The sequence below is a fragment of the Jeotgalicoccus meleagridis genome, assembly GCF_903994045.1.
Lineage (GTDB): Bacteria > Bacillota > Bacilli > Staphylococcales > Salinicoccaceae > Jeotgalicoccus > Jeotgalicoccus meleagridis.
This window is the reverse complement of the sequence record NZ_CAJEWD010000007.1, coordinates 80019-104195: the sequence shown is the minus strand read 5'-3', so window position 1 is coordinate 104195 and position 24177 is coordinate 80019. Positions and strand designations below refer to the sequence as shown.

At 37.4% G+C, this 24177-nt stretch carries 20 protein-coding genes; 1 reads left to right on the top strand and 19 read right to left on the bottom strand.

All coding sequences use genetic code 11. The annotated features are described in order from the left end of the window. Positions 1 to 111: 111 nt before the first annotated feature. From JEOSCH030_RS05310 to JEOSCH030_RS05230, 17 genes are all read right to left on the bottom strand, one after another. Positions 112 to 531 (bottom strand): antibiotic biosynthesis monooxygenase family protein, encoded by a 420-nt coding sequence (locus JEOSCH030_RS05310; protein WP_185125594.1) that lies wholly within the window; start codon positions 529 to 531, stop codon positions 112 to 114. Between the two features lie 77 nt (positions 532 to 608). Further along, on the bottom strand, positions 609 to 1616 hold the full coding sequence (gene gap / locus JEOSCH030_RS05305; RefSeq protein ID WP_185125593.1) for a type I glyceraldehyde-3-phosphate dehydrogenase: 1008 nt from the start codon (positions 1614 to 1616) through the stop codon (positions 609 to 611). A gap of 72 nt (positions 1617 to 1688) precedes the next feature. Then, positions 1689 to 2282 carry a dephospho-CoA kinase gene (gene coaE / locus JEOSCH030_RS05300; RefSeq protein ID WP_185125592.1) on the bottom strand — a complete coding sequence of 198 codons (594 nt, stop codon included), beginning with the start codon at positions 2280 to 2282 and terminating at the stop codon, positions 1689 to 1691. Positions 2283 to 2286: 4 nt separating this feature from the next. After that, entirely contained in the window at positions 2287 to 3150 is an 864-nt protein-coding gene (gene mutM, locus JEOSCH030_RS05295) for a bifunctional DNA-formamidopyrimidine glycosylase/DNA-(apurinic or apyrimidinic site) lyase (protein ID WP_185125591.1), read from the bottom strand. Positions 3151 to 3158: 8 nt separating this feature from the next. Beyond that, positions 3159 to 5762, bottom strand: a complete 2604-nt coding sequence (gene polA / locus JEOSCH030_RS05290) for a DNA polymerase I (RefSeq protein ID WP_185125590.1) — start codon at positions 5760 to 5762, stop codon at positions 3159 to 3161. A gap of 139 nt (positions 5763 to 5901) precedes the next feature. Beyond that, complete coding sequence (locus tag JEOSCH030_RS05285; protein ID WP_185125589.1) at positions 5902 to 7476, bottom strand: AbgT family transporter; 1575 nt, start codon at positions 7474 to 7476, stop codon at positions 5902 to 5904. Positions 7477 to 7572: 96 nt separating this feature from the next. Next, positions 7573 to 8838 (bottom strand): NADP-dependent isocitrate dehydrogenase, encoded by a 1266-nt coding sequence (icd, locus tag JEOSCH030_RS05280; protein ID WP_185125588.1) that lies wholly within the window; start codon positions 8836 to 8838, stop codon positions 7573 to 7575. Positions 8839 to 8855: 17 nt separating this feature from the next. Beyond that, the gene (gene citZ / locus JEOSCH030_RS05275) at positions 8856 to 9971 is read right to left on the bottom strand and encodes a citrate synthase (RefSeq protein ID WP_185125587.1); all 1116 of its coding nucleotides are present in this window, start codon (positions 9969 to 9971) and stop codon (positions 8856 to 8858) included. 383 nt (positions 9972 to 10354) lie between these two features. Then, positions 10355 to 11101 carry a hypothetical protein gene (locus JEOSCH030_RS05270; protein ID WP_185125586.1) on the bottom strand — a complete coding sequence of 249 codons (747 nt, stop codon included), beginning with the start codon at positions 11099 to 11101 and terminating at the stop codon, positions 10355 to 10357. Between the two features lie 18 nt (positions 11102 to 11119). Beyond that, positions 11120 to 12880, bottom strand: coding sequence for a pyruvate kinase (pyk, locus tag JEOSCH030_RS05265; protein WP_185125585.1), 1761 nt, complete (start codon positions 12878 to 12880; stop codon positions 11120 to 11122). Positions 12881 to 12892: 12 nt separating this feature from the next. Beyond that, a complete protein-coding gene (pfkA, locus tag JEOSCH030_RS05260; protein ID WP_185125584.1) occupies positions 12893 to 13852 on the bottom strand; it encodes a 6-phosphofructokinase in 960 nt (319 codons plus the stop codon). A gap of 103 nt (positions 13853 to 13955) precedes the next feature. Further along, complete coding sequence (locus JEOSCH030_RS05255) at positions 13956 to 14903, bottom strand: acetyl-CoA carboxylase carboxyltransferase subunit alpha (protein WP_185125583.1); 948 nt, start codon at positions 14901 to 14903, stop codon at positions 13956 to 13958. 2 nt (positions 14904 to 14905) lie between these two features. Next, complete coding sequence (gene accD / locus JEOSCH030_RS05250; protein ID WP_185125582.1) at positions 14906 to 15757, bottom strand: acetyl-CoA carboxylase, carboxyltransferase subunit beta; 852 nt, start codon at positions 15755 to 15757, stop codon at positions 14906 to 14908. Positions 15758 to 15781: 24 nt separating this feature from the next. Further along, on the bottom strand, positions 15782 to 16204 hold the full coding sequence (locus JEOSCH030_RS05245) for a FadR/GntR family transcriptional regulator (protein WP_185125581.1): 423 nt from the start codon (positions 16202 to 16204) through the stop codon (positions 15782 to 15784). Next, positions 16204 to 17442, bottom strand: coding sequence for an NAD(P)-dependent malic enzyme (locus tag JEOSCH030_RS05240; protein ID WP_185125580.1), 1239 nt, complete (start codon positions 17440 to 17442; stop codon positions 16204 to 16206). The genes JEOSCH030_RS05245 and JEOSCH030_RS05240 overlap by 1 nt, the downstream gene beginning before the upstream one ends. A 66-nt stretch (positions 17443 to 17508) precedes the next feature. Further along, on the bottom strand, positions 17509 to 20658 hold the full coding sequence (locus tag JEOSCH030_RS05235) for a DNA polymerase III subunit alpha (RefSeq protein ID WP_185125579.1): 3150 nt from the start codon (positions 20656 to 20658) through the stop codon (positions 17509 to 17511). Between the two features lie 14 nt (positions 20659 to 20672). Beyond that, on the bottom strand, positions 20673 to 21632 hold the full coding sequence (locus JEOSCH030_RS05230) for a DHH family phosphoesterase (RefSeq protein WP_185125578.1): 960 nt from the start codon (positions 21630 to 21632) through the stop codon (positions 20673 to 20675). A 76-nt stretch (positions 21633 to 21708) separates the two neighbouring features. Between JEOSCH030_RS05230 and JEOSCH030_RS05225 the strand changes: the two genes are divergently transcribed. Next, positions 21709 to 22077: a YtpI family protein gene (locus JEOSCH030_RS05225; RefSeq protein ID WP_185125577.1), complete on the top strand. Its 369-nt coding sequence runs from the start codon at positions 21709 to 21711 to the stop codon at positions 22075 to 22077. A gap of 38 nt (positions 22078 to 22115) precedes the next feature. Here JEOSCH030_RS05225 and JEOSCH030_RS05220 read toward each other — a convergent pair whose 3' ends face one another. Further along, on the bottom strand, positions 22116 to 23378 hold the full coding sequence (locus tag JEOSCH030_RS05220; protein WP_185125576.1) for a DRTGG domain-containing protein: 1263 nt from the start codon (positions 23376 to 23378) through the stop codon (positions 22116 to 22118). A gap of 105 nt (positions 23379 to 23483) precedes the next feature. Next, positions 23484 to 24167 carry a metal-dependent hydrolase gene (locus JEOSCH030_RS05215; RefSeq protein ID WP_185125575.1) on the bottom strand — a complete coding sequence of 228 codons (684 nt, stop codon included), beginning with the start codon at positions 24165 to 24167 and terminating at the stop codon, positions 23484 to 23486. Positions 24168 to 24177 lie beyond the last annotated feature (10 nt).

The following is a 24177-nucleotide window of genomic DNA, read 5'->3' as shown; positions in this document are numbered from 1 at the left end:
AGACTTCACCTCTTCATAGTTAAAATACTTAACTCATTATAACACTCTCAACACCTTACTTGGAAAGTAAAAACAATCATCTCACTAGTGCCAACTAGTGAGATGATTGTTCTAAACTTCTACTGTATAGTTTTCTCGAACTGGCATTTCTTCTAAATGCTCGCTACCTTCAGCTTTAACACGCGCTTCTTTTTTCACGTGAGAGTTTTGGAAAGCTTCTGAGTCTACCCAAGCTTGGAAAGCTTCTGTCGATGACCAACCAGTTAATACGGTCATCTTCTTGCCGTTTCTGATTAGCATAAAGCCTTCAAAACCTTGATACTTATCGACATTGCCTTTACGTCCTTTAAACTGTTCAATCAGTAAATCGATATGATCATATTTAACTAGGAAGTTGTTAGAAGCGATGTGTCCAGCACGTCCAACATCACCGTCATGGATGATGATGTCATATGTTTCACCTTTAAAGTCTACAGTTTCAGCGTGAATGTTGAGTTCAAAATTCTGACCATCTTTTTTTACTAGTTTCATATTGACCTCCGAAATATATTTTATTTAAGTATAACAAAAAAGGGAATGGCCTTTGCCATTTCCCTTTGTCATCTTTGTTAAATGTTTTTAGCAATCATTTCTGCTAATTCTACACATCTTACTGAGTATCCCCACTCATTATCGTACCAAGAAAGTACTTTAACTTTGTTACCATCCATTACCATAGTCAAGTCTGAGTCGACAATAGAGCTACGTGGATCAGTGTTAAAGTCTCTAGATACTAGTGGCTGATCGCTGACACCTAGAATACCTTTCATAGCGTCCGCTTCGTATTTCTTGAATACTTCGTTCACTTCTTCTTTAGTTACTTCTTTTTCAAGGTCAACAACTAAGTCAACTAAGGAAACGTTTGATACTGGAACACGAAGTGCCATACCATCAAGTTTTCCTTTAAGTTCTGGTAAAACTAAAGCAGTCGCCTTAGCAGCACCAGTAGATGTTGGAATAATATTTTCTGCTGCAGAGCGCGCACGACGCAAGTCTTTGTGCGGATTGTCAATATTTTGTTGGTCATTTGTATAAGCGTGTACTGTTGTTACAAGACCATTTTTTATACCGAATTCGTCATTTAGAACTTTAGCAACAGGTGCTAAGCAGTTCGTAGTACATGATGCATTTGAAAAGACATCATAAGAAGTTGTATCTAAAGTTGCACAGTTCACACCGCGTACGAGTGTTTGAACGTTACCACCTTTAGACGGTCCGGTTAAGAGGACTTTTTTAGCGCCCGCATTTATATGAGCTTGTGCTTTGTCTCCGTGGTTAAATGCACCGGTCGCTTCAATAACAATATCAATACCTAAGTCTTTCCAAGGTAGGTTTTCAGGGTTTCTGTCACTAGTAATCGTAATTTCCTTACCATCTACAGAAATTTTGTCTTCCCCAACAACTTGAACATCTTTGTCATAAGTACCATGTGTAGAATCATACTTAATTAAGTGTGCGATTGTTGTAGCAGGGTGAGTTGCGTTGATTGCAACAAGATCTAACTCCTCTGAATCAAGAACGATTCTAAATACCATCCTACCAATTCTACCTAAACCATTAATTGCAACTTTTTTCATGACTAGAGCTCCTTTAAAAGTTCATTTTTCTTAAATAGTATAACACATTTACTCGTCCGTTTGAACGCGTTTTCACATACTTTTTAATTCATTAGCAAATTTATCCACTTGTTTGTACAAGGAAGGTAAATCACCATTGTTATCAAAGACGATGTCACTCATATTTTTCTTTTCTAAAAGAGACATCTGACTATCTATTCTTGATTTCGCTTCTTCACTACTTAAATTGTTTCTAGCTTGTAGTCTTTCCATTTGGACTTTTTCATCCACATAGACTGTAATAATCAAATCGCAATTTTTATCGAGTCCATTTTCAAAGAGTAAGGGAATGTCTAAGAAAACATGCCCTTCTTTTATATATTTTTCTTGATCAGCATTCATCATTTGTCTGATTAAAGGGTGCACAATTTCATTGAGTATCTGTCGCTTACTTTTATCATTAAAGATAATTTGACCGAGTTTCGCCCTATTTAAATTGCCATCTTCATCTAAAATATCTTGACCGAATGCCTCTACAATTTGAGGAATAGCAGGACCATCTTTTGCTGTTGTCTTTCTTGAATACTCATCGGCATCTAAGACCACAAAACCCTGATCTTTTAAATAATTACTTACCGTTGTCTTACCACTCGCAATTCCACCAGTAAGACCAATTACCTTATTCATTTAGTCACCTCTGACATGTTGTACAGTAAAATGTATTTCTTGTATTGATCACTTTTGTCTTTAAGTCATGCCCTAAAGGACATTGCTTTTGTTGATAAACTTTAAAGCTGTGCTGCATTTCACCTTTACCGCCTGTAACAGAACGGTAGTCAGAAATCGTCGAGCCACCTCTTGATAAGGAGAGTTCAAACACCTCACAAATCTTATCAAATAAGTTAGACAGACGTTTATCTGAAATATTCTTCACCTTTTTTGTGGGTAAGATATGTGACAGATAAAGACTTTCCGAAGCGTAAATATTACCGACACCAGGAATCACTTCACTATCCATAATGGCAGCCTTAATCATTTTTTCTGAGAATTTCTTTGAATGTAAGCTTCTTATAAAATGTTCTCGACTTAAATGATCGGTATATTCAGGTGCCATCCGCTTAAAGGGCGGGAAATCTTGTAGACTATCATAGGTGTGCATTTCACCGAATCGTCTAATATCCGAATAAATCAGTTTTTGCCCATTATCTAGACTAAGAATGACTTGACGGTGCTTTTTAAAATTATCTTCTTTGATATCATCAAGATCATTGACTATAAAATAGGCACCACTCATGCCCAAATGACTGATAATGTGCGTCGTTTTAAAATCATCACTTAAAATAAAATATAAATATTTACCCCGGCGACCAAGGTGTAAAATAGTCTTACCTGTCACAGTTTGGATAAATGAATCGATTGGTTCCTTGATGATGGTTTTCTTACCTTCACGATGGCCCTTATATATATAAGATGACAGTTCAACACCTGTAATTTTTCTATTTATAACAGGTGTCAACTCTCTTTTAACTAACTCTACTTCTGGTAACTCTGGCATCTTTCCACCTACTTCACTTCATACCAATCTTTGCCGTAACCCGCTTCTACTTTTAGGGGCACACCAATCTCAAGTGCGTCCTCCATAATTTCTGTAATCACTGGGATAAAATCCTCGACCTGACTTTTAGGAATATCGAAGATCAATTCATCATGGATTTGTAAAAGTAGTTCTACATCAAAATCTTTAACCTTTTCACTCTCAGCATATTTAACCATAGCAAGTTTAATAATGTCTGCTGCAGAACCTTGAATTGGTGAGTTCATTGCAGTTCTTTCTGCAAAGGATCTTGCATTAAAATTACGACTATTAATATCCGGCAGATAACGTCTTCTGTGTAATAAGGTTGTCACATAGCCGTCTCTTTTCGCATCTTGAACCACATCATGCATAAACTGCTTAACATCTTTAAAAGATGACAGATAAGTATCTATAAACTGAGCTGCCTCTTTACGTGTGATACCTAAATTTTGGCTTAAACCATAATCACTGATGCCATAGACAATACCAAAGTTAACCGCCTTAGCATTTCTTCTCATGATTGGTGTGACACCATCTAGCTCAACACCGTAGACTTCCATAGCAGTTTTTGTATGGATATCAATATCATTATTGAAGGCTTCCATCATGGATTCATCTTTAGTAATCGCAGCAAGCACTCTAAGTTCGATTTGTGAGTAATCCAGTCCTAAAAGCACGTTTTCTTCTTTAGAAGGTACAAAAGCTTGTCTAATTTTTCTACCCTCTTCTAGACGGATCGGAATATTTTGTAGATTCGGTTCTACAGATGATAAACGACCTGTTTGAGCTAGAGTTTGGTTAAAGCGTGTATGAATCCGTCCATCTTCGCTCACTTCGTCTTGAAGTCCAATGACATAAGTTGATTGGAGTTTTGAGACCGTACGATAATGTAAGATGTAGTCGATAATTTCATGCTTATCTTGAAGTTTTTCTAAGACATCCACCGCAGTCGAATATCCAGTCTTAGTCTTTTTAATGACTGGTAACTCCAGTTTTTCAAAGAGAATGACACCGAGCTGTTTAGGAGAATTAATATTAAACTTCTCTCCAGCAAGCTCATAAATTTTTTCTTCGATATCATCTAACTGTCCTTGGAGTTCAACTTCCATCTTTTCTAAGCGTTCTCTTTGAACTTTAATACCTTTTAATTCCATTTGTACAAGCACTTTAGCTAATGGAATTTCTAAATCATGCCACAGTGAATACATTTCATCTTTTTTAAGTTTTTCTGTCATTAAGTCAGCTACTTGATGAATAGCTTGAACTTTATCGCTAAGAAAGTCTATTGTTTCTTCTGTACTTGGATCTTTTTTATTACGACCTTTACCGTAATGAAAGTCATCGCTGTTAATTGAAATATTAAAATCAGCAACAGTTTCAGCGACATCGATAATTTTTTTAGATGGGTTAATTAAAAAGCTCGCTAACATGATGTCATCTGTAAAGTGATCGAACTTAATATCTAGATGGTCTAAGAGCGCAACTTGTCTTTTTAAATCATAGGTCTTCACTGTTTTACGTGACTCGAGGAATTCCTTAAAGTCCTCTAAATCAATATCTTCTACTTTTTTAGTCATAACAAATTGTTCGTCACTAATACCGATAAATTCAGGTTGAAGTTTTAAGTAGTTTTCACCGTGTACTTCTAAAAATACGGATACTGCATCAGAAAAATCCTTAAATGATGTAGTTGGCTTAGCTGTGAATTCAGCAACTTCTTCGACTTCCTGTTCGTCCATCTTATCTAAGAGTGAATTAAACTCCATGTCTTTAAATAGCTCATATTTTTCAGGACGGTCTTCATCTTTAAATTTCAAGTCATCGATCTTAAAGTCAAAGTCCATATCTCTATAAATTGTCGCAAGATCTTTACTCATCAATGCAATATCTCTATTATTTGTTAAGTTTTCATTCAGTTTTTTAGCCGTCACTTTGTCGAGATTATCAAGAACATTTTCGACACTACCGTATTCTTTTAACAGCTTGACTGCAGTCTTTTCGCCGACGCCAGGTACACCTGGAATATTATCTGATTTATCTCCCATAAGACCTTTTAAGTCAATGATTTGTAAGGGCTGTAAACCATCGTACACTTCAGCTAAGTGTTCAGGCGTAAAGACCTCTATGTCTGTCACACCTTTTTTTGTAATGTAGACCTTGGTCTTTTCACTTGCTAATTGTGTTAAGTCTTTATCACCTGTGATGACGATTGTTTCTAGTCCCTCTTCGTCAGCAAGCTTCGTCCAAGTTCCAATGATATCGTCCGCCTCATAGTCCTCATGCTCAAAGCGCTTAATACCATAAGCATCGATGAGTTGACGGATTGGTGCAAATTGTTCGCCTAACTCAGGTGGGGTCTTTTGTCTGCCCCCTTTATATTCCTTATATTGTTTATGTCTAAATGTCGATTTCCCGGCATCAAAGGCAACTAAGAAATAGTCAGGATCTTCTTCTTTAATGACCTTTTCTAAGAGTCGAGCATATCCAAACACAGCATTGGTATGGAGCCCACTTTTATTGGTTAAGAGTGGTAAACCATAAAACGCGCGGAAGGCAATACTATTACCATCCATGAGAATTAATTTAGCCATAATAGTCTCCTTTAGTCTCTTCTTACTATAAATTATACCTTTCAAAGGGTAGATAAGCCAAATAATATTGGTCTCAATACTTAGAGTTTCAAAAAAATAAAAACTTGGATTTCCCTGAAGGAAAATCCAAGTTTAATATTTAATAATGAATCGGTGAGTCTGGACCGAGAGGAATACCGAAGATACTCCACACAATTAACATAATTGCCCAGAAGACAAAGAAGAAAATTGAGTATGGTAACATGACTGAAATCAAAGTACCGATACCGATGTTTTTATCATACTTCTGTGCAAAGGCAATGATGATGGCAAAATAAGTCATCAACGGTGTAATAATGTTAGTCGATGAGTCCGCTACACGATAAGCCATTGTAGTCATCTCTGGTGAATAGCCAAGTTGCATAAGAATTGGCACAAAGATTGGTGCCATTAAAGCCCATTTGGCACTTGCTGAACCGATAAATAGATTGATTACCGCTGTGATTAGCATAAAGCCGATCAAGAGCGGAATACCTGTTAAGTTCATGCTTTCTAATAATTCAGCACCGTAGACACCGATAACAATACCAATGTTTGATTCAGTGAAATAGGCAACGAATTGACCTGCTGCGAAAGCGAGGACGATAAACATGCCCATAGATGCCATTGTATCTGTCATCTGATTGGCAACGTCTTTATCGTTTTTAATTTCCTTAGTCACAATACCGTATACAACACCTGGTATGAAGAAAAGGATTGCAATAATCGGTACAAGTGAACTCATAAATGGTGACTGAATAATTGTATCCATATATGAGCCTAAATCATCTGGTCCACGCATCGGTGAAGATGGGAAGACAACGAGTAAAGCTGCAAGAATTAAAGCGATTACAATAGCGACACCTGCCCAGATTAAACCTTTTTTCTCGATTGGTTTTAAGCTTTGCATGTCAGCTGCTTCATCACCAGCTAATTCTTCTTCGTGTTCTTTAGACATAGTAAATGTGCCAAGTCTCGGCTCGACAATCTTAGCTGAAACAAACCACCCGACTAGTGTTAAAAGAAAGACGCTGGCAGCAATGAAGTACCAGTTCATAGCGACGTTAATAGAATCTGCATAGGCAGGATCAATCACTGTTGCTGCTGCAGAAGTTAATTCTGCAAGCATAACGTCTGTCCCACTTAAGAGTAAGTTTGCTGAGAATCCACCGGATACCCCTGCGAATGCTGCTGCAAGACCTGCCAGTGGATGTCTACCAAGCGCTAAGTATATAAGGGCACCAAGTGGTGGTAAGACAACATAACCTGCATCAGACGCTACAGATGACATTACCCCTGCAAATACTAGACCAGCTGTAATTAAGTTTTTCGGAATAGCGAGTACAAAGCCTTTTAAAGCGGCTCCAATTAATCCTGAGCGCTCTGCCACACCAATACCTAACATAGTCAGTAGTACAACACCTAAAGGTGCGAAGTTTATAAAGTTATCTGTCATACTTTCAAATATGTAACTAATACCTTCACCGTTGAGTAAATTGGTAACTTCGACAGTTTCATTACCTTCTCCTGGGTGAGTAACTGACACATCAAACATCGATAAAACTGCGGATGCAAGAAGTGTTAATACTGCTAGCATGATAAATAAAGTAACTGGATGTGGTAGTTTATTACCTAACCATTCCACAAAGTCCAGAAACTTTTGAAATAGACCATGCTTCTGTTTTGATTCCTCCACTGCAAAAACCCTCCTGAGTAAAAAATAAAGGCTGTCACCCAGTGACAGCCTTTACAAGTATAATATTCGGTTCAAATAATTTCAACAAAATATGTGTTACATATTTTCTATAAGTGCATCTGCAAACTCAGAAGTCTTAACTTCTGTTGCACCGTCCATTAAACGAGCAAAGTCATAAGTGACGACTTTCTTAGCTATTGTATTTTCAATCGCAGCATTCACTAAGTCCGCTGCTTCTTGCCAGCCAAGGTGTTCTAACATTAAGACACCTGATAAAAGAACTGATGAAGGGTTTACTTTATCTTGACCAGCGTATTTAGGTGCAGTACCGTGAGTTGCTTCAAAGATAGCGTGACCTGTTTCATAGTTGATGTTAGCACCTGGAGCGATACCAATACCACCAACTTGTGCTGCAAGCGCGTCGGAAATGTAATCTCCATTTAGGTTCATTGTTGCAACCACATCAAACTCTTTTGGACGCGTTAAAATTTGTTGTAAGAAGATGTCAGCAATTGAGTCTTTGATAATAATCTTACCATCTTTAACCGCTTGGTCTTGGACTTCATTTGCTTTTTCTTTACCTTCTTTTTCAACAATTTCATCGTACTCAGCCCAAGTAAATGTTTGGTCACCGAACTCATTACGTGCAAGTTCATAACCCCATTTTTTGAAACCACCCTCTGTAAATTTCATAATGTTTCCTTTATGAACAAGTGTCACAGATGGTTTTTTGTGTTCGATTGCGTAATTAATAGCTGAACGCACTAAACGCTCAGTACCTTCTTTAGATACAGGTTTGATTGCAATTGAAGATGACTCAGGGAAACGAATGTTTTCAACACCCATTTCATCTTGTAAAAAGTCGATTACTTTTTTAACTTCTGGTGTACCTTCATTAAATTCAATACCTGCATAAATATCTTCAGTATTTTCTCTGAAAATCTGCATATCACAGTGTTCAGGGTGTTTTACTGGAGATGGTACGCCTGTGTAGTGACGAACAGGTCTTAAACAAGCAAATAAGTCTAACTCTTGACGTAAAGTCACATTCAATGAACGGAATCCCCCGCCAATTGGCGTTGTAAGAGGTCCTTTGATCGCGATTAGATATTCATTAATTTTATCAAGAGTATCCTGAGGTAGCCATTCACCAGTTTGGTCATATGCTTTTTGTCCTGCAAGAACTTCTAGCCATTCAATTTTTTTCTCACCATTATAGGCTTTCTCTACTGCTGAGTCGATTACACGACTGGCAGCTGCCCAAATGTCTGGTCCAATTCCATCACCTTCGATGAAAGGAATAATTGGTTGATTTGGAACATTTAATTCTCCATTTTTAGTTACAATTTTTTCTCCTGCCATTGTTTCTCCCCCGTATCTTATCGGTTTTCAACCGGTTCATATTTTCTGTTAGTGTGACCGTTATATTCCGCACGTGGACGAATTAAACGGTTGTTTTCATACTGCTCAAAGATGTGAGCAATCCAACCTGATGTTCTACTTACAGCAAAAATCGGTGTAAATAATTCGTGCTCAATTCCAAGTGAATGGTAAACTGACGCACTGAAGAAGTCGACGTTAGGTAAGAGACCTTTTTCTTCTTTAATGATGTCAGCAATTCTAACTGACATTTCATAAAGTTCAGGTTCTCCACTCTCTTCTGTTAAGCGACGCGCCATGTCTTTTAAGTACTTAGCACGTGGATCGCCTTCTTTGTAGACACGGTGGCCAATACCCATAATTTTTTCTTTTTTAGCAAGCTTGTCATGGATATAGTCATCAACATTATCTAAAGAACCAATTTCTTCTAGCATCGCCATTACCTTCTCATTAGCGCCACCATGAAGTGGTCCTTTCAAGGCCCCGATTGCACCTGTAATACCAGAATACATATCAGATAAAGTCGCCACAATAACACGTGCAGCAAATGTAGAGGCATTAATTTCATGGTCAGCATGTAAGATTAATGCCTTGTTCATTGCTTCTACTTCGACCTCAGTTGGTTCTGTTCCATTTAGCATGTAAAGGAAGTTTTTAGCATAGCCGTAGTTAGGGTCAGGATCAATTACATCCAAACCTTTACGCGTACGTGCGATAGCCGCAACAATTGAAGGAATCTTACTCTGGATGCGTATTGCTTTAGTTAAAGTCGCAGCTTCCCCTTGTTCCTCTGCATTTGGATCCGTATGAGATAAAAGCGACACCGCTGTACGTAAAGCACTCATCGGATGCACACTTTTATCTACAAATGTTTTATAAAAGTTCTTAGCATCATCATTTAAAAACGCATGTTCATATAATTCTTTTTTAAAGCTTGCAAGTTCCTCTGCATTAGGTAATTTGTCGTGCCATAGCAGATAAACGACCTCTTCGAACTCAGCATTTTCTGCCAAATCATCAATTTCATAACCGCAATAAGTTAACTGCGCACCAATGATGGAACTAATTCTAGACTCACCAATTACTACACCTTCTAAACCACTATTACCAGTCATAAATCCCCCTCCTAAATATGTAACAGAATGTTTAAAGCTAGTATACCAAAGTTGTTGTAAGATTGTTTATGTTGCCAAAAGCCCTATTTTTGTGAAAAATATTTCAAAATAATACTCTATGGCTTGTCCTACAATGAATCTATACCCAACTTATTATAGTTTAACACATGCATAAGGAAGAATTAATTATCTTATTCAAATCTATAAGTAAATGTTTATCATTTGAAGTGGAAGTATAAAATAGCTGAATTGCGCGCCATCGAGGTGTTGACGACGTCCGATAAAAGGCTATATCAGCCATCGAATTTTCAACGACGTCCGATAAAGACAAAAAAAGCTCAGAAACCTTATATTTAAGGTTTCTAAGCTACATAACTTCTATATTATTCTTCTGTCATGTTACTTGGTTTTTCAATCACATCAACGTCACCGATTCTTGAATAATCTACGGTACCGCTGACATCTGCTGACTCACCATCAATGGTTAAGCTACCTTCAAATTCACTACCAGTAAAGACTTGATCTGCATTAAAGTACAACTGTAAAGTACCGTCGACCGCTTCAACTTGCTGTAGAAAATCAGCTTCTGAGTCAAAGACATTTTCTAAAGATCCAGGTTCTGTTATATCAATTGTAATCGCATAGCCGTCTTCTAAATTAGAGAGTTCGCCTTCTGGATATGATTTTAACTTAGCAACTATTTCTTCATAACTGTTGCCTTCAAGGTTTTCTACACCTTCAACTTGTTCAAGTGATTGATTTTGATAAACATAATGATCACCTTGATAGATATAGTGAGTTTCTACAGCTCCGTTGTTGTTTACTGCTGATTTCATTTCATCTTGCTCACCAATGGTTAAGACATTTTGATATGTTTCTGTCTCTTCACCTTGGGTCAAGTTTACCTTTTGATCGGCTGAATAAGATACTTTACCTGAAGCATTTTCTTCAGCAGCTGTAATTAAGCTTTCAGCTGTCAGCTCTCCATTGTCAGCTGCTTCTTCTGAATTTGTATTTTCTTCAGACTCCTCTGTTGAGTCAGTTTGGTTAGCTTCTTCTGTCTCATTTGTATTACAAGCTGTGAGGAAAAGAAGAAAGCTTGAGAATAAGACTAAAAATGTCTTGTTCATAAATCCACCTCTACTTCTTTATAAAACATGTGCATGACCGCTGTAGACAACGCTTTGTTCACTGTCAATTGTCACTAGCATGCCATCTTTTAACACTTCAAAGGCCTCTGTTGCTCCAACTATGGTTGGAAGTTCTAAGTTTAAGCCAACAATCGCACCTTGACTCGTTAAACCACCTTCTACTGTAATTAAGCCAGCTGCTTTAATTAAGAGTGGTGTCATCAAGGCATCAACAGATTGCACTAAAACAATTTTATCAGTTGTATCTTTCTTTTCCAATTCACTATAATTTTTTGCTGTAATCACTTCACCAACAGCAGATTTCTTACCGATCCCTTGAGCTTTGATTAAAGTATCACCAACGACATGAAGTTTCATCAAGTTAGTCGTTCCTGCACGTCCTGCTGGTACACCTGCTGTAATAATGATTAAGTCACCTTCAGCTGCATAACCTTTTTCTAAGGTCGCATTAACTGATGTATTTAACAGGTCATCTGTATTCTTTTGACCGACCTTAACAATCGGGTTCACACCCCATACAAGATTTAATTGTCTCGCAACATGTTCATATGGTGTCACTGCGACGATATTTGCATGTGGACGATATTTAGAAATCATGTTTGCAGTATGACCACTTTCTGTTGCAGCAACGATTGCTTTACAGTTTAAGTTAAGTGCAGTATGTGCAACTGATACACCAATTGCTGTAACCATGTTCGTTTCTGTTGATTTCGTACGGTCAGATAACAGTTTTTTATAGTTCTGTGCACCTTCTGCTGAAATCGCAATTTTCGACATTGTCTGTACCGCTTCAACAGGATAAAGACCCGCTGCTGTTTCTCCTGATAACATAACTGCATCCGTACCATCGTAGATTGCATTAGCAACGTCACTTGCTTCAGCACGGGTACAACGTGGGTTATGCTGCATAGAATCAAGCATTTGTGTTGCTGTAATAACCGGTTTACCGACTAAATTACATTTTCTGATTAACTCTTTTTGCATCATTGGTACAGTCTCTGGAGCAATTTCAACTCCAAGGTCACCACGTGCAACCATCAAACCATCTGAGATATCTAAAATATCATCGATATTGTCAATACCTTCTTGGTTTTCAATCTTAGGAATAATCTTGATATAGTCACCCTTATTTTGTTCTAGGAGCTCTCTAATCTCAAGAACGTCTTGCGGGCGTCTGACAAAACTTGCTGCAATAAAGTCCACCCCTTGTTCAATACCGAACAATACGTCTTCCTTATCTTTTTCAGTTAAGCCTGGAAGATTAACACTTACACCAGGAACGTTAACACCTTTTTTATTTTTTAAGACACCATTATTTTTAATAGTCGTTGTAATCAGACCTTGGTCTTTATCGATACGCTCTACTTGAAGTTCTACTAAACCATCATCTAAAAGTATATAGTCTCCCGCATCGACATCATCAATCAAACCTTCATAGGATACTGAGAAGCGTTCGTTATTACCGATTACTTCTGTCATAGAAATATCAATCTGCTGTCCTTTTTCCAGTTCCACTTGCCCATTTTCCATGCTGTGCGTACGAATTTCTGGCCCTTTAGTATCGAGTAAAATACCGACCGTCTTGTCTAAACGTTTAGCGACTTTTCTAATTGTTTCTATACGCGCTAAATGCTCAGCATGATCTCCATGTGAAAAGTTTAAACGTGCCACATTCATACCTGCTAGAATCACTTTTTCTAAAATTTCTTCTGACTCTGAAGCTGGCCCAATTGTACAAACGATTTTTGTATTTCTCATTATTGAATCCTCCTAGATTGATAGTTCTTTTGAAAGCTGATAAATACTACTGTCGTAATTTTTCTTTTGATTGTATACAGATTTTAGTTCAACAAAATACATCTTATCATCTTTAATGCTTGTACCTACGTCCGTCTGGCCATCCAAGAGGAGTTCTACCGCATAGGCACCGAACCTCGAACCTAAGACTCTATCTTTTGCTGTCGGCTTACCACCTCTTTGAATATGACCAAGAACACTCAACCTAGTTTCTATATTAATATATTTACCTAGCTCAAGGCTACAAGATTCTGCTGACATTACTCCTTCAGCTAAAACTATTAAGGAATGTTTCTTGCCTCGCTCTAGTCCACTTTGAATGCGAGCGGCAACATCCGACATTTTAGTCTGACGCTCTGGTATGAAAATCGTTTCTGCTCCAGCTGCAAGCCCTGCATTAAGTGCTAACTGTCCAGAGTCCCGTCCCATCACTTCAATGATAAAAGTTCTTTCATGACTAGTTGCTGTATCGCGAATTTTATCGATCATATCAACAATCGTATTTAAAGCAGTATCATAACCAATTGTTTCATTGGTACCTGCAATGTCATTATCAATGGTCGCTGGAATACCAATTGTTTTAATACCGAGCTCTGACAACCGACTCGCACCGCGATATGAGCCGTCACCACCGATGACAATCAAACCTTCTATGCCAAGATTTTTAAGGTTAGCTACCGCCTTATTTTGTCCAGCTAACGTTAGAAATTCTTCCGACCGTGCAGAATACAGCTTTGTACCCCCTCTATGTATGATGTCTCCTACATCACCAAGTTCCATCTTTTTAATTTGATTATTAATCAAGCCCTCATAACCATGGCTGACACCATAAACTTCTAAATTTTCAAAGATCCCTTTTCTAACTACAGCACGTATCGCTGCATTCATACCTGGTGCATCCCCACCACTTGTTAAGACAGCAATTTTACGCAAGTTATCACCCTACTCTCTTCACTTTTAACATAGCACAATACTAAAACTCACGTCTATTTATATGAAAAAGCGCAGTCGCTAATAATTAGCGGCTGCGATTATCTTATTCTTCGTATTGACCAATAGCCATATATTTTTCATAGCGCTGTTCGACAAGTTCGTCACCATTTAGTTTTCTTAAATCACCAAGGGCGTCCACTAAGACAGTCTCAATTTCATTAAAGACAAAAGTTTTGTCCTGGTGCGCTCCACCCGCAGGTTCACTAATCGTTCCATCACTCACACCGAGTTCTAGTAAGTCATCTGCTGTGATTTTTAAAGACTCAGCAGCGATTTCTTTTAATGACGCATCTTTAAATAAGATAGAAGCGGCACCTTCTGGAGAAATCACTGAATAAGTTGAGTTCTCAAGCATATATAATTTATTACATACACCAAGTGCAAGCGCACCACCAGAACCACCTTCACCAATGACAATACTGATTACAGGAACCGTTAAACCAGCCATCTCTACTAGATTACGTGCGATTGATTCACTTTGTCCGCGTTCTTCAGCAGCCTTCCCTGGATAGGCACCTTTAGTATCGATAAAACAGATTACCGGACGCTTAAATTTCTCAGCCTGTTTCATTAAACGTAAGGCTTTTCTATAACCATCAGGATGAGCCATACCAAAGTTACGTGCGATATTATCCTTAGTATCCATTCCTCTTTGGTTACCGATAACAGTGACTGGACGTCCTTTAAACATCGCAATACCACCAATGATGGCATTGTCATCGCTATAAAGACGATCCCCTTTTAATTCAACAAAATCTTCAAATAAGGCCGCTATATATTCCTTAGCAGTTGGTCGCTTAATGTAACGTGCAATCTCAACGCGTTGCCAAGGGGTTAAATCAGAATATATTTCAGCTTTTTTATCCTTCACTTTTTTCTCCAAGAAACTAATCTCTGTTTTCAGATCTAGTTTATTTTTATGAGCATATTTTTCAAGCTCTTTAATTTTGTTTTCTAATTCAGTAATCGGTTTTTCAAAATCAAATGCCATCCTTAGTTCACCTCACTATGCATGTTTAAGAGCGTTCCAAGATAGCGCTTCATATTTGTACGATTAACAACGTCATCAAGTTGGCCGTGTTTTAAGAGAAATTCAGCCGTTTGGAAGTCATCTGGAAGTTTTTCCTTAATCGTTTCTTCGATAACACGACGACCGGCAAAACCAATCAAAGCACCAGATTCTCCGATATTTATATCCCCAACAGAAGCAAATGAAGCGGACACTCCACCTGTGGTTGGATTCGTCATATAAGAGATGTATAAAAGTCCTGCCTTACTATGTCTCTCTAATGCGACACTGACTTTAGCCATCTGCATAAGCGATAAAATACCTTCTTGCATTCTCGCCCCACCACTTGCTGTAAAGATAATAACTGGAAGACGGTGCTCTGTTGCATAGGTAAAACTTCTAGCGAGTTTTTCACCAAGGGCTGAGCCCATACTTCCCATTCTAAAACGGGCATCCATAATCGCGACAACCGCTTCATGACCCATAATCTTTCCACGAGACACAACTAAGGCTTCATTCAATCCTGTTTTTTCTTTATCAGACTGAAGCTTTTCTTCATAATTTGGGAAGTTTAAAGGATTACCTGACGTCACATTTTCGAATAAGCGTTCTTCTGTATCAATATCGAGTAGTGCTGCCATACGGTCTGTACTCGTGATTGGTAAATGATAGTCACAATTAGAGCACACATTTAAACGCTTATGAAGATCTTTAGAGTAAAGGATCTTTTTACAGTTCGGACACTTAGTCATTATTTTTTCAGTTTCACCTAAGTGATCGTTTCTTTTATCATCGCTAGCTTTTTTGTTTAATTTGAAAAAAATATCTTTTAACATACTTTCAAGACAACCTCCATTCGGCTAATTTTCATAGCCATTTGCATACTTCTCTAAAAGAGAATAAATTCGATTAACAATTTGATTGTCATCATCTTTAACCGTCTTCATACCTTGATACTTATGCTCGTAGTAATAATCGATCATATGCATCAATTCATTTAGCTCTTCATATTGACGATCTGTGCGAATTAAATATTTAGCAATCAATTTATAGAGTTGATGACTATCTATGTTAGCAAGGTAAGTACCTTCACCCCGCTTAACATAGATGACACCAATCAGTTCTAAGGCACGTAGTGCTTCTCTAACACTTTGCCTGCTGACGTTTAAGCGTTCTTTTAAATATCGTTCTGATGGTATTTTTTCGCCTATACCGATGTTTTGATCTTCGATGATTTTATCTATTTCTTCAAGAATTGTCTCGAGACCTTTTTTATTTTCCATTAATTTTTATTTAACTCACTTATTAATTTTTTAGTTTTGTTGTAGACATACTGAGGTTCGACCTTAATGCGTGATACGCCTGTATTCATTGCAGCTTCTGCTACTTTTTCAGCTACAGTCGGTGCAACTTCTGGATTAAAGGGATCTGGAATCACATAGTCATAAGCCAAGTCTTCTTCAGCAACAGTGTTCGCTATAGCAAGCACTGCTGCTTTTTTCATCTCTTCGTTTATATGTGTAGATTGAACATCTAAAGCGCCTCTAAAAATACCAGGAAATGCTAGGACATTATTGACCTGATTAGGATAGTCACTGCGACCTGTACCAATGACTTTGGCACCAGCCTCTTTAGCAAGGTCCGGTATAATTTCAGGTGTTGGGTTCGCCATAGCAAAAATGATTGGGTCTGCATTCATGGACTGAACCATTTCTTTAGTCACTGCGTTTGTAACTGACACACCGATAAATACATCCGCATCTTTAATGACATCTACTAAATTACCACTTACATTATCCTTATTAGTAAATAGTGCAATTTCATCTTTGACCTTATTCATACCCTCAGGACGTCCTTCATAAATCGCACCACGAGAATCACACATGATCATATCTTTGACACCAAAACTGTGAAGCAGTTTGACTATGGCAACACCTGCTGCTCCTGCGCCGTTTAAGACAACTTTTACAGATGACAAGGTTTTACCAGTCAGTTTCACTGCATTGATTAGTCCTGCCAGTGTCACTATGGCCGTACCGTGTTGGTCATCATGGAAGACAGGTATATCTACTTCTTGTTTTAAACGTGCTTCTATTTCAAAACATCTAGGTGCTGAAATATCTTCTAGATTAATACCTCCGAAAACAGGTGTCATCAATTTCACAGTGTTCACAATCTCGTCGACATCATTAGTCTTTAAAGCAATTGGAAAAGAATCGACTCCAGCAAAGTTTTTTAAGAGCACACTCTTACCTTCCATAACTGGTAAGCTCGCTGAGGCGCCAATATTTCCAAGTCCAAGCACTGCAGAACCGTCAGTGACTACACCAACAGTGTTTCCCTTAATTGTATAATCGAATATTTTTCTTTCATCTTCGTATATTTCCTTACATGGTTCAGCTACACCAGGTGAATACGCTAATGACAGAGCTTCTTTATCTTTTAGTTCAACTTTAGAATTCACTGATAGTTTGCCTTGGTTAACTTTGTGTAGTTCTAATGCATCGCTTCTTAGTGACAAATGATTTCCTCCTCTAGTGGTCATACCACGGTATATTATCATTATTAGCCTGTGTTTACAACAAGTTTACACGATTAATCTAAAATTTTCTGCGTCGATAGAATCAATCAAATGACCAATTTCTTTAATATTGATAAAACCAATTTGGCGCTTGGTTTTAAAATCATAAATTGGGATGCCATCTCTAGATAAATAAGCATTAATTTTATCCTGATCTATATTTCTAATGTAGATTTTCTTGGTCCGTTTAATATATTCTTCTCGGTAATGTGCCGGTGTATATAAACGATCAATGACTAACTGAGACTTATCGTTTCTTTGACCAAGTGTCGCACTGGCAACGACAATTCCTTCATTAAGGAGTGGATGGTATTTAAAGTACTCTTTTGCAAACATGACCCCATCTATTGTTGTGTATCCATCTGATAAAGTTAAAAAAGCCATGTTTTGACCAGTCTTTTTCACTTTTATAGTGCGGCTATCCTCTAGGTAGAGTAAGTAGATGCCGTGCTTTTTGTTGTGATGAATAAATGAGAAAGGAATATATTCCATAGCTTTATGTTTGATCAAGACTGGATGATCAGAAGTGTAAAAACCAAGCACTTCTTTCTCTCCTTCAATCTTTTCAAGGGCACTCATTTCTTCAGCAAAGACAAAGTCTTTTTTTAAACTAAAGCCGAGTGAACTTAAAAAACTCTCGTGATGATATTCATCTCCAGCGGCCTCTAAGACATTTGTAATCGATTGAAGCATGGTCTTTCTATTTTCTTTACAAAAATCAAAACTACCTGAAATAATTAAATTTCTGAGCAATTTTGCTGTAAATTTAAAATCGACTCGACTGACAAAATCGTATATATCTTTAAAATCCCCTCTGTTTTTTCTTTCCTTATGAAGGGCATCATAAAAGGGTTTAGATAGACCTGAAATCATAGAAAATCCAATCAAAATACCATCAGCTGCTGTATTTTGCCATTTAGAACGGTTAACATCAGGAAGATGCACCGGTATCTTCAAGGTTTTTAATTCATCTAAAATTAAATTCGTCTTTTCTTCGTTAGATTTATGATGGGTTAAAATAACAGAATAAAATATAGCTGGATAATGTAATTTTATATAAGCCATAACGTAGGCGACTTTACTGTAGGCGACCGCATGACTTTTAACGAAACCATAGTTGGCAAACTCCATGATCAAGTCAAAAATCCGCGTTGCAAGTTCTTGACTATAGCCTTGTTTTACGGCACCGTCTAAGAAATGTGAACGTTCTTGAGTTAAGGTTTCCCGATCTTTTTTCCCCATGGCTCTTCTAAGAATATCGGCTTGACCATAAGTGAAGCCTGCAACCTTACCGGCAATCTGCATAATTTGTTCCTGATAGACGATAATTCCAAAGGTTTCTTTTAGTATGTCTTCTAAATCTTCATGCAAATACTCGATTGTTTCAGGATACTCTTTTCTGTAGATGAAATTATCAATTTCCTTCATTGGTCCTGGTCGATATAAACTTAAGACTGCTGCTAGATCGTTAATACTTTTTGGTTTGAATTTTTCAATCACTCTTCTAATGCCGTTTGATTCTAACTGAAAAATACCTAAGGTCATGCCAAGTGATAGCATTTTATAAACGCGTGGGTCATCAGTCACCTGACTTAAGGAGAAGTTTTTATCGACTTGTTTGATTGCTGTGACCATATAACGAATCAATGATAGATTTTTCAGTCCAAGTAAATCAATTTTTAACAGACCAGCAGCTTCGACATCTTTCATTGGCCACTGACTTAAGACGTGCTCATCTTGAAAGAGAATTGGTACATCGTCTGTTAATTTTCTTCTTGATAGTAAAACACCTGCGGCATGAGTGGAAGTATGTCTAGGTAGCCCTTCAATTTTTAAAGCCACTTCTTTTAACACCTTATATTTTTCATTAGACGCTTCAAGCGTTTTAAACTTTTTACTATTAAAGGCATCACTTAAAGTAGCATCTAAGGTCGATGGAATAATACCCGATATGAGCTTCAACTCATCTTCAGAAAAACCAAGTACCCGTCCGACATCTCTTGCCGCCATTTTGGCACTGAGTGTTCCATAGGTCACAATATTACTCACATTCATCGTTCCATATTTATTAATTAAATAATTGACAACTTCATCTCTTCTAGAATCTTCAAAATCGATATCAATATCCGGCATGTTAATTCGTTCTGGGTTTAAGAAACGCTCAAATAAGAGATTATATTCAAGTGGATCAACTTCAGTAATATTTAAAATATATGACACTAAGCTCGCTGAGGAAGACCCACGCCCAGGACCAACATATATACCATTATTTTTAGCATAGGCGACTAGGTCTTGAACGATTAAAAAGTAGTCTTCAAAGCCCATAGAGACGATAATGTCGTATTCGTACTTCATTCTTTCTTGATAAAGACTTTTCGAATCCCTTAAGTTTAAATTTTTAAAGCCATCTTGAAGGAGCCGCCATAAGTAGTCTTTAGACGGCTCATCATAAGGGTTTTTAAAGACTGGTAAGGTATGGTCGACTTGAGGTAATGGTACTTCACACTTAGCAAATATTTCTTCATTGTGCTTGATAAAGCCCTTCGCTTCTTCAGGCACACTAGCTGACACTTGAATGTGTTCATCACCAGTCAGTTCACTGACATGTTCTGGACTTAGTTTTTCGTTATCTCTAATGGCATTCAGTACCTTTAAAGACCCTCTCTCACTTGGATTCACATAGTGACTAGCCTTGATAAACACTTTTTTATACATACCCTCACATTGATATGACATGTATTTATCTTCATCACTAATGTTTAACTCTTGGAGTGCTTTTTTCCCTTCATCAGTCTTAATGATGGCAATGGAATGCTTGATATTATCAACTAAATACTGCAGTGGTGTGCGTACTAATCTTTTATAGCTCAACATGGCAGATAATCTCACGAGCTCTAAGTAACCTTTTTGGTCTTTGGCTAACAAAACTAACGGTATGCCTGTCAGCCCATCTTCAATTAAAATTTCCATACCAGGTACCGCTTTAATGTCTTTGTCTGTAGCTTCCTTCATGAACTGATACACAGCATGTATTCGATTGAAGTCGGTCACTGCAAAAGCCGTCTGACCATCCTCTATTAAAGTGTCTAAGAGGCGCGGTAAGGTAATATTCGAATTTAAAAAATCAAATGCTGAGTGAACATTTAAATTAAGCATACAGTACACACCTTTTATAACATTTTCTCTTCTATTCTCTTGATAAGAGTATCTAGTTCATTTAAGTCCTTCACTCTGACACCACTCGCTAAAGGATGGCCGCCGCCACCGAACTCTCCTGCAATGTCGTTGATGACTAATTCTTTAGAACGTAAGCGAACTCTAATTTCATCTTCATTTTCTAGCGCTAAGAACCAGACCTTAACTTCATCAATTTCTCTAAATATATTTACATCCAAACCAGCTTCTGAGACCGATAAACCATAGTCTTCCATAATATTTTTAGGCACGTAAGTATATGCAATACCTGATGGTCTAAAGACAGCTTGATCGATAATATATCCTTTATATTGGAAGGCATTCTTTGATGTTTGATGCATCTTAGTAATAAGGCCACTCGCGTCAAAACCATATTTAATTAGTTTTGAAGCAACTAAGAGCGTGAGTTCAGTCGTATTATTATATAAAAAGCGACCAGTGTCTCCAACAATCCCCATATATAAGAGTGCTGCAGTATCTTTATCGATTGCCTCCTCATCCCAAGTTCTCATTAAAAGATAGAGTAGTTCACTTGTTGATGACACGGCTGTCTCGACGATTGATACATCACCGTATTGTTCTCTATCAGGGTGATGGTCTATTTTAATTAAATGTTTCTTAAAGTTGAGACTACCATCTAATCTTTCTAAATTGGCAGTGTCCACTGCTATAATTAGTACATCTTCTAAATCTTTCTCCTCATCCATTGATCCTAAGAAACTAAGTGATGCTTCTTCTTCTCCATAAGCATATATTGTTTTCTCTGGATATTTGTTTTGAAGATATGTTTTTAGACCTAACTGTGAACCGTAGGCATCTGGATCTGGTCTTTGATGGCGTAAAATCACAATTTCTTTATGGCTTTCAATCATTTCTTTGACTGCTTCACTTCTACTATTTAGCTCGTTTAAATTCTGTGTCAATTCTTTAAACAATGGTCAAACTCCTCAATATCAATTTACTTACATTCATCTTTCAATTATACTACATAAGAGATTGGAGTTGTAACGGATGGAATTCTTATACACTTTTGCCGTGTCATTTTTAGTCACAGCAATTGTCGTTACTTTCATCTTATTCATCTTCTATAAAGTACGTAAAATTAGAGATGTCAGAGATGTTAGAAGCGCATATTATAATAGTATTTCTCGTATATGGTTCGCTCTTTTTATGCTTGTTTTCGGCTTGAACTCAATCGTTCAATTTCATACCCTTGTCGCTTATTTAATCGGCGGTATCTTTATCATCTTTGGGGCTTACCAATTGAGCTACTTTAACAAGGCTCGTAAATACTTTAAAGGTAATCTACCTATAGAAGAAAAAGCTTGGCAAGAATTTGAAGCTGCAAAAAGAAATAAAGCTAAAAGAAAAAAAGCGTAGTCTATACATAAAGGCTTCCGGTTTTCCCGGAAGCCTTTTTATTTTTCGTTAAAATGTTGAATGAGGAAGGTTGCTTTTGAATACGCTTCTCCGTGAATATTTAAGACAATTTCTAAACGGATAAACTCTTCCCCCTTATCAAGAATTTGTCCCAGCAATTCAATTTCCTGATACAATTGAACAACTTTAAAGTTCATAATATTATATGTATCAATATGATAACTGTGGATTTGATTCTCCTGTAAAACAACTAGTATCAAACGCTCTAACAAGCGCATAAAGTTTGCTTGAGATAGAGCCCCATACTCATCCGTCATAAAGGGCATAACCCGGATTTTAATTTTGTTGTTATCGATTTGAATTTCCCTATCGATTAGCTGGTCAGTCGACATGCCGGATTTTAAATTTCTTGATGATATATTTTTAAAGACTTCTCGTCTGTGTACAATGCCTCTATAATCACCTGATTCAACAACGGGTATCGTATTTAACTGGTGCCAACTCATGATTTGACGTAATGATAACACCGTCGTATCTTCTTCTGCACTATAATCAGGTAGTAAGAATGGTGTGTAATTGGTTGGACTCATCTCGCTTAAATCCTTTGATTTAATCGCCCCTACAAAACGATTGCCATCTAAGAGAATCATATTTTTATCTTCTGGATGAATATCCTTATCCAAATCTTTAATATCAATTGTATACTGGTCTTGTTTGACCATTAAACTCCCTGCTGTCACAATATTTTGCGACAAGGATAAGCTATAGACTTCCCGGTGAATAATTGAAGCACAAGTGAAAGTATCATGGCTCGTTGAAATAACGGGTAGTTCTTTTTCTCTTGCTAGATCTAAAATTTCTTTACCCGTACCAAAGCCACCTGTAATGAGCAGACCTACCCCCATTTCAAGTGCCTTTTTTTGCGACCGTTCACGGTTACCTACTATTAAGAGACCACTTGGCTCTAGATATTTCATAATATCATCTGTCTGCATGGCACCGATTAAAATTCTGGAAATTTCCTTATCTAAATAAGCCTCTCCTGCGAGTACAGTCCCTTGAATCACTCGGTTAACTTCTCTAAACATAATTTTCCCGTGATTCTTAATTTCTCTTTGAACGATGCGGAAAGTCCCGACTCTTTCTACAGTCTTAACTAGGCCATCTTCTTCAGCTTGCTTAATAGCTCTGTAAGATGTCCCTAAGGACACACCCATATGGGCAGATATTTGACGAACGGATAAAGAACTACCTTCTCTTAAGCCTCTTATGTATTTTAATATTTCTTCATGTTTTGACATACCTTCACCTTGTTTTCATTTCTTCTTTTACTGTTATCATAGCACGAAGAATTCTAGACACAAAAAAGATTAGCATTGAAGGCTAACCCTCAATGCTAATTTATTTTAATAGTGTACCGATTCACCAGGTTTTAAAATTTCACAGCTGACATTAACTTTATCTTTAAATTCTTCAGGGTCAGCTTTAATTGGTGGAAAAGTGTCATAGTGCACTGGTACGACTAAGACTGGTTTAATGAGATTATTTATGGCGTAAACCGCATCATCTATGCCCATAGTATAGTGACCACCGATTGGAATGAAGCATGCGTCAATTGGTCCATTGACTTTAGAAATGAGCTCCATATCACCGAACAAGCCTGTATCTCCTGTTACATAGACCGTCTTATCGTGGATGTTTAAGATTAAGCCCATCGCTTCACCAGTATAATGGTTATTGCCTTGATCATCAGTAAAGCTTGAAGTATGGAAAGCATGCACAAATTTCACTTTACCAAACTCAAACTCTTCCTCACCACCAACGTTTAAATCAACTGTGTTGAGACCTTGCTTACTTAGATAATCAGATAACTCAACCGGTGCAATCACCGTTGCGTCATTATTCTTAGCAATTTCAATTGTGTCCCCTACATGATCATTATGTCCGTGTGTTAAGATGATATAATCAGCTTTAACATCTTCTACTTTCAAGTCAGTTAGTTCGTTGCCAGTAATAAATGGATCAATAATTACATCACAATCATTATCTGTAAAAGATAGGACTGCGTGTCCATGAAATTTAACAGTCATTCGACTCACT

Bases quoted from the DNA above. Each gene is read 5' to 3' on its own strand.
- gap (WP_185125593.1), bottom strand. From the start codon at position 1,616: ATGAAAAAAGTTGCAATTAATGGTTTAGGTAGAATTGGTAGGATGGTA.
- polA (WP_185125590.1), bottom strand. From the start codon at position 5,762: ATGGCTAAATTAATTCTCATGGATGGTAATAGTATTGCCTTCCGCGCG.
- citZ (WP_185125587.1), bottom strand. From the start codon at position 9,971: ATGACTGGTAATAGTGGTTTAGAAGGTGTAGTAATTGGTGAGTCTAGA.
- icd (WP_185125588.1), bottom strand. From the start codon at position 8,838: ATGGCAGGAGAAAAAATTGTAACTAAAAATGGAGAATTAAATGTTCCA.
- JEOSCH030_RS05220 (WP_185125576.1), bottom strand. From the start codon at position 23,378: ATGTCAAAACATGAAGAAATATTAAAATACATAAGAGGCTTAAGAGAA.
- pyk (WP_185125585.1), bottom strand. From the start codon at position 12,880: ATGAGAAATACAAAAATCGTTTGTACAATTGGGCCAGCTTCAGAGTCA.
- JEOSCH030_RS05235 (WP_185125579.1), bottom strand. From the start codon at position 20,658: ATGCTTAATTTAAATGTTCACTCAGCATTTGATTTTTTAAATTCGAAT.
- JEOSCH030_RS05225 (WP_185125577.1), top strand. From the start codon at position 21,709: ATGGAATTCTTATACACTTTTGCCGTGTCATTTTTAGTCACAGCAATT.
- coaE (WP_185125592.1), bottom strand. From the start codon at position 2,282: ATGAATAAGGTAATTGGTCTTACTGGTGGAATTGCGAGTGGTAAGACA.
- JEOSCH030_RS05245 (WP_185125581.1), bottom strand. From the start codon at position 16,204: ATGGAAAATAAAAAAGGTCTCGAGACAATTCTTGAAGAAATAGATAAA.
- JEOSCH030_RS05270 (WP_185125586.1), bottom strand. From the start codon at position 11,101: ATGAACAAGACATTTTTAGTCTTATTCTCAAGCTTTCTTCTTTTCCTC.
- mutM (WP_185125591.1), bottom strand. From the start codon at position 3,150: ATGCCAGAGTTACCAGAAGTAGAGTTAGTTAAAAGAGAGTTGACACCT.
- JEOSCH030_RS05310 (WP_185125594.1), bottom strand. From the start codon at position 531: ATGAAACTAGTAAAAAAAGATGGTCAGAATTTTGAACTCAACATTCAC.
- accD (WP_185125582.1), bottom strand. From the start codon at position 15,757: ATGTTAAAAGATATTTTTTTCAAATTAAACAAAAAAGCTAGCGATGAT.
- JEOSCH030_RS05255 (WP_185125583.1), bottom strand. From the start codon at position 14,903: ATGGCATTTGATTTTGAAAAACCGATTACTGAATTAGAAAACAAAATT.
- JEOSCH030_RS05215 (WP_185125575.1), bottom strand. From the start codon at position 24,167: ATGACTGTTAAATTTCATGGACACGCAGTCCTATCTTTTACAGATAAT.